The sequence below is a fragment of the Streptomyces sp. NPDC058877 genome (genome assembly GCF_042742855.1).
GTDB lineage: Bacteria > Actinomycetota > Actinomycetes > Streptomycetales > Streptomycetaceae > Streptomyces.
Map to the genome: position 1 here is coordinate 46,480 of NZ_JBHYMF010000033.1, position 6,000 is coordinate 52,479.

Consider the following 6,000-nt stretch of genomic DNA (forward strand, 5'->3'; position numbering starts at 1 on the left):
ACGACCACCCCACCCCCCTGAACGCGAAACAGCCGGGACTCGCCCGGGTCCCGGCTGTCGCACGCTCATCCAGCAGCTCACGCGGCGGCCGCGAGCTCCGCCTCGTCGGGCTCCTCGGCGGCGACCTCGGCGATCTCGACCTCGCCCGGCTCCTCCTCGCCCTCGGCCTCCTCCGCGTCGGGCTCGACCTCCAGCTCCGGCCGGACCGTCAGCTGCTTCGCCTCGGACATCGCCTTCGCCTTCCGCAGCTTCTTCACCGCCTCGGCCGCCGCCTTGCGCACCCGCTCCACCGCGTCGAGATGCTTGCCGACCTCGCCCTCGAACAGCTCGGCCAGCTCCGACGGCGTGAGCTTCGCCAGCTCGTCCAGCAGCGTCCCGGCGCGCTCGACCTGGTCCACCTTGGACTTGGCCTGATTGCGCTCCTTGACCTTGTCCTCCTTCTCCTTCTCCGACAGCTCCTTCTCGGAGAAGAAGCCCTCCTGGTTCTCCTTCATCCGCAGGGCCTGCGCGAAGGTGGAGGCATCGGTCTCGGTCCTGAAGTCGCCCTTCATGTACCGGGTGACGGCCACCTTCTGGTTTGCCGGCGTGAGCTTCGACAGGTACCAGGCGAAGTCGGCCTTGATCTTGCCCTCGGCGACGAGCTCCGCGATGTCGGTGGTGAGATTGAGCAGGTCCATCCGCCACTTCACGTAGTCGACGGTCTTGCCGAACATCTCCGCGATGCGCTCGGCCTGGTAGCCGAACCCGACCAGGTCCGCGTACGCCTGCGCCTCCTCCATGAGGGTCATATCCGCGCGGCCAATGTTCTCCGAGATGCCCATGATGAACGCGTTCTCGTCGTCCACGCTGGCGACGACCTTCGCCTCGATGGTGGCGGCGCCCTCGACCAGGTGCATGGCCCGCCAGCGACGCTCGCCCATCACGATCTGGAACTTGTCGCCGGCCGGGCGGACCACGATCGGCTGGAGCTGGCCGACCGTCCGGAACTGGGCCGCCAGCTCCTCCAGCTTGGCCCCGTCGAAGAACTTGCGGGGCTGGTCCGGGTTGGGCTCGATCTCCGCGAGCGGGATCGCGATGACCTGGATGTTCGCCTCGTTGACGCTCATGTCGCCGACTCCTCGCAGTCTCGTTTCTCGCAGGATGGGTTCCTGTGAGGTGATGACTAAATACTATGATCAAGCAATCTTGACCGTCAAGTATTTTTGATACTTGATCGACGGGAGTGCGGCGATCACGCGAGACCGGGTACGCAGGAGCCCCGACCGCCCGCAACGGGGCGACCGGGGCTCGAACCTCGGCGTAGTTACCTAGACATCCCTACTCTTCCTCGACACATGTTCACCCCACACCTTCGGGATCAACCTCCACGTCCGCCCCCATCAGTACCTTGAGGATCTCCTCGTCGAGCCAGCCACTCTCCCCAAGTGACTCCGCATCCGCGAGTCGATCCCCCTCGCCCCAGTCGGTTCCGCCGACCGCCCGCGACGAGTCGCGCCGGTTCATGCTCCTCCCCTGAGCCATGGCGCAGGCGTACTCCTGCCGCACCCCCTGTTCACCCTCCGCGGGACGCCAACAAGGCGCACCACGAGGGGTGACGAGTCGGTCCACGGAGAGCGAGATCGCCAGCGTATGCGGGGTTACCCGTCAGTGCAAACAAATGTGCGAACAATAGCGGGTTGGTCCAGCAGGTTCAGACACTGTGATCCGATCCCAAAGCGCGACCTCAGCGCCAGCTAATTTCGAAGCGCGACTCGTCGAACCGTCGCGAGCCCCGCACGGTCGCCGGTCCGACCCGGACCTCCCGTACGACTAGCTGGACGAGGTTCCGTCGCTGCTCGCGTCCCGCGATCTCGTTCCACCAGGTCTCGACGCCCTCGGGGGTCAGCTCTGGCAGCTCCTCAAGAGCCTTGCCCCGACGCGCTACCGCCATCGCCCCTGCTCGCTTCTCCTCCAAGGCCGCCTTCGCCGCCTTGAACTCCCCCAGCGTCAGATCCCTAGCTCCGTACGCCGCCGCTAGCTCCTCCTTGTGCTTCGGCAGCCCCTTGAGGAATCGCTCCGCCTCCTGGGCCTCGGCAGCGAACCGGTCACGGATCGCCGCCAGGCGCTTGAGCTGTGCCGGGCTCGCCAGGCGGGCGACAACCCGTTCCCCGACGTACTCGTCCAGCGGCTCGGCGGAGATCCGCACCTTCCCGCAGCCCTCGGTCTCGCAGACATACCCCCGCCCGCCGTTCGCTGTAGACCGGGACACGAGAGGCTTCTTGCACAACCCGCAGGTTCCCGCACCGCCCGACAGGTAGTGGACGTGCTTCGGCTTGGTGCCCTGCCCCTTCTTGTTCTCCTGGAACAGCTCGCGCAGTGCATCAAACGTCTCGCGGTCGACCAATGGCGCCGCCGGCCCCGGGACCAGCTCTCCCTCCGCGTTCTCCCTGAGGCCGGCGATCGCCGGGTTCTGAAGTCGGCGCCGTAGCGTGGTCGGCGCCCACGGCTTCCCGGAGACCGTTGGCCCCGCGTTCTCCGTCATCCACTCCGCGGTCTCCGCGAGCGTCTTCTTCTCTTCGAGGAGGCGCCTGGCCGCCGCCACCAAGTGCGCGGCCTCCTCGGGGACGGCAGTCACCCCGTCCGTCTCGTGGCCGTATGCCCTCATGCCCTCTCCAGCCCCATATCCCCCGGTGTAGCCCATACGGTATGCGAAGGCGCAGCACTGTCAGCCCGACATGTGAGCTGCGCCACCGATGGGCTGCCTGCTTAAATTCAATGTGCAGTGCGCAGTATGTCAACCTGTAGCCAGCCTGCAACCGGTGCCGGTCAATCTGGCCAGATAACCCGCAGGTCACTGACCAGCGACGGGCTGGTCTGCAAACCAGCCCGGACGAGCATGGTCAGCGTGGCTGCGTCAGGGAACAGCGGACTGAGGCACCACGGCTCGCAGCGCGGGGCAGCGGCGTGTGGGGCCCTGACGGCTCAGGGGCACGCCGAGACCGCCAACGACGGACCAGCTACGGCCGGAAGATCTCAATCACGGAAACAAACCGTCGCCAGTTGGCGCCGAAGGCCACGATTGCCGAGAGAAGTCCCACTCCAGCGATCACAGCCCAGGCCGCGGCGTCGGGTACTTCCCATAGTGCAACCGCGACAGCCGCCCCCAGAACCATCAGAGTCGCTGCCGCGAGCCGCACGAGCTCGAAGTCGCGGACCGGCTTGTGCTGCTCTGTGATGCTCTCGGGCAGGAGCGCGCCGATACGGCATGTGGCACCACTGGCGGCTATGCGCACAAGAAGTCCCGCTAGATCTTCCAGGGCTGCCGCTTGGTGGGCGCAATCTATCCGGGCCTCGGCCGCTCGCAGCTCAGCAGCGACCTGGCCAGCATGTCGGCGCAGCGCGGCCTTCCTCGACCGGCGCCCAAACGCCACGGTCCGCTGCGTGCGACGTGCGCGGAAGACAGCCCGCTCAACCGAGCGGATGGAAACCGAGGCAGCTCGGAGCGCTTGAGGTCGGTTGCTGCCTCCTGCTGCTGCGGCGACACTGGCACAGGCCGCGATCGCTCCGGCGCAGGCTGCCACCAGTTGGAAGTGGCGCACCTGGCGTCGTGCCCCGATGAGGGGGATCAGCGAGTACAGAGGCAGCCAGAAGAACAGTACGCCCGCTACTGGGGCGAGCGGCCTACCGTCGACGTACTTAGCCGTGATCATCATGGCGAGTCCGTAGGCCAGGGCGGCCAGAGCAAATCGCTGAGCCAGCGCTCGCCCCTCCCACAGGTGGTAGTGGCGCAGGGCAGCACGCAAATGCAATGGCAGCGTGAGCCATCGGAAGCCCAGGGCGTGCAGATTGTCCTGCATGGCGTCGACCATGGCGTCTGCGCGCTCGGAGCGCAGCCGACGCCATGCACGTAAGGGGTGGCGTATGAGCATACGCGGTCACCAGCTACCGGTGAGCCAGTGTTCGCGGTGTGGTCTGCGCAGTCTCGCGCCTACGGTCGTGTCCATGTTCAAAGGATCGTACCGGCGCCTGTGAAGAGCACAGCCACGGCAAGGAGTTGGCTGTTTCCATGACGGAACGAGCCTGCCTTGACTACGGCTCCAAGAGGACTCGCATAGGACGTCCTCCACCTCGGCTCGAAGTCCTTCAGCTCAGACAGCTGCTCAAGCACGTCCGCCGTCGTCCCCCTGCCATCGCCCGTCAGCGATCGCGCTCGAAGCAGCTGACGGGCGATCAGGCCATTCGCTACTCCGGTCGCATCCCCAACTCCCGCCACAACTCCGCCGTGCGCACGCGCAGCTTGTTGCCGACGCGCAGGACCGGTACCGGGAAGTCGCCGTCGCGCACCATCCGGTACGCCACAGTCCGACCGACGCCGAAGGCTCGGCCGGCGGTCTCGACGTCGACCGTCACGGGAAGTGACAGAAGTTCGTCGCGTGTCATCGGTTCACCGCCGATCGGTCCGAAATGCCCGTGGCCTGAACCCGCATAGAGGTGCTCCTCATCTCCCCCGCACGCTCCGGCCGGAGCCTAAAGTCCCTGGCACCGCGCGGACAAGGCAGTTAGGCTCCGGCACTTTTTGGCATGAGAAGGGGGCTCGACGCATCCATGAGCGTCACCACGTACAAGCGCTGTTACTGCACCGGTCCACGCGTCGACCGCAAGGGCAACCCCGTCGTCGACGCGGACGGCAACCCGGTCATCGGCGACGTCGGCGACAGTTGCCCGAAGCTGAAGCAGTCCACGCACGGCTCCTGGTACTTCTACTTCTCCATTCCGAGGCCCGGGAAGGACGCCGAGAAGGTGCGTCGCGGTGGCTTCTCCACCAAGACGGACGCGAAGAACGAGGGCATGCGCCTCTACAACGAGGCGACGAACGAGGGCATCGACGTCAACTCGAAGGAGACCGTCGAGCAGTACCTCCGCCGCTGGCACCAGGCGCAGGCCGGCCTCAAGCGGTCCACCCGCACCAGCTACCTCGGGCACATCGAGAACCACCTGGTCCCCCACCTCGGCGGGATCAAGCTCACCGAGCTCCGCGCCCACCACATCGACGCCATGTTCCAGGCGATCCGCGAGGCCAACGAGCGGCGCCAGGCGGACCGACTGCGCGTCCTCCAGCTCCAGGTCCTGCGCGACGAGGCCCACACCCGCTGGAAGGCAGCGCCACAGCCGCACGGCGGCGTACGCAAGCGCGCCGAGATCCGCGCCTTCCGCGCCCGCCTCAAGGCCGAGTGGCACCGCGCCAACGCCGAGCTGCGCGAAGCGCGGAAGGGCACCTCACACCGAAGGGACACCAACGTCGCCACCCAGCACCGCATCCGCGCCACCCTCTCCAGCGCGCTCACCGACGCCGTACGCCAGCGGCTCATCACCACCAACTGGGCGCAGCTCGTCTCGATGCCGTCCCGTAAGCGGCCCAAGGCGCTGATGTGGACCGACGCCCGCGTTGCCGAGTGGCGGCGCACCGGAGTCGTCCCCTCCCCCGTCATGGTGTGGACGCCCGAGCAGGTCGGCCGCTTCCTCGACCACGTCGCCGAGGACCGGCTCTTCCCGCTGTGGCACCTGATCACCTTCCGGGGTCTTCGGCGCGGCGAGGCGACCGCCATCCCCTGGACGGAGGTCGACCTCGATCAGGGCTTCATCAACATCACCGAGCAGATCGTGGCCGTCTCGTACGAGCCGTACTCCGACACCCCCAAGGCCGACAGCGAGCGCACCATCGTCCTCGACGAGACGACCCTCACCCTTCTCCGGGAGTGGAAGGTCGCGCAGGACCGGGAGCGGGAGGCTCTCACCGCGCAGGGGAAGTGGGTCGAGACCGGGCGCGTCTTCACGACGGAGGACGACGGCTCCACCTACCACCCCGAGTGGATCAGCCGCCGCTTCCGGCGCCTCGCCAAGGACGCCGGCCTGCCGCCCGTCCGGCTGTTGAGTCGGCCCGGGGCGCGGTGCCGGGATTGCTCCCGGTCCGTTTCCCCGGACCGCTCGCCGAACCCGCCGTACCGATCTCTCGGTAACGGG

At 67.2% G+C, this 6,000-nt stretch carries 6 protein-coding genes; 1 reads left to right on the top strand and 5 read right to left on the bottom strand.

Annotation, left to right across the window (positions count from 1 at the left end; translation table 11 throughout):
* Positions 1-77: 77 nt before the first annotated feature.
* The 5 genes from ACFW2Y_RS11015 to ACFW2Y_RS11035 all read right to left on the bottom strand — a co-directional run bounded on the left by ACFW2Y_RS11015 (position 78) and on the right by ACFW2Y_RS11035 (position 4,419).
* Entirely contained in the window at positions 78-1,106 is a 1,029-nt protein-coding gene (locus ACFW2Y_RS11015) for a ParB/RepB/Spo0J family partition protein (protein WP_384876451.1), read from the bottom strand.
* Positions 1,107-1,338: 232 nt separating this feature from the next.
* A complete protein-coding gene (locus ACFW2Y_RS11020) occupies positions 1,339-1,503 on the bottom strand; it encodes a hypothetical protein (protein WP_384876453.1) in 165 nt (54 codons plus the stop codon).
* A gap of 220 nt (positions 1,504-1,723) precedes the next feature.
* Complete coding sequence (locus ACFW2Y_RS11025; RefSeq protein ID WP_384876455.1) at positions 1,724-2,644, bottom strand: recombinase family protein; 921 nt, start codon at positions 2,642-2,644, stop codon at positions 1,724-1,726.
* Positions 2,645-2,996: 352 nt separating this feature from the next.
* Complete coding sequence (locus ACFW2Y_RS11030; RefSeq protein WP_384876457.1) at positions 2,997-3,836, bottom strand: hypothetical protein; 840 nt, start codon at positions 3,834-3,836, stop codon at positions 2,997-2,999.
* A gap of 385 nt (positions 3,837-4,221) precedes the next feature.
* On the bottom strand, positions 4,222-4,419 hold the full coding sequence (locus ACFW2Y_RS11035) for a DNA-binding protein (RefSeq protein ID WP_384876459.1): 198 nt from the start codon (positions 4,417-4,419) through the stop codon (positions 4,222-4,224).
* Between the two features lie 165 nt (positions 4,420-4,584).
* On the opposite strand from ACFW2Y_RS11035, the gene xerC reads away from it, so the two are divergent.
* Positions 4,585-6,000, top strand: a 1,416-nt coding sequence (xerC, locus tag ACFW2Y_RS11040) for a tyrosine recombinase XerC (protein ID WP_384876461.1), incomplete at its 3' end; no start/stop codon positions are given.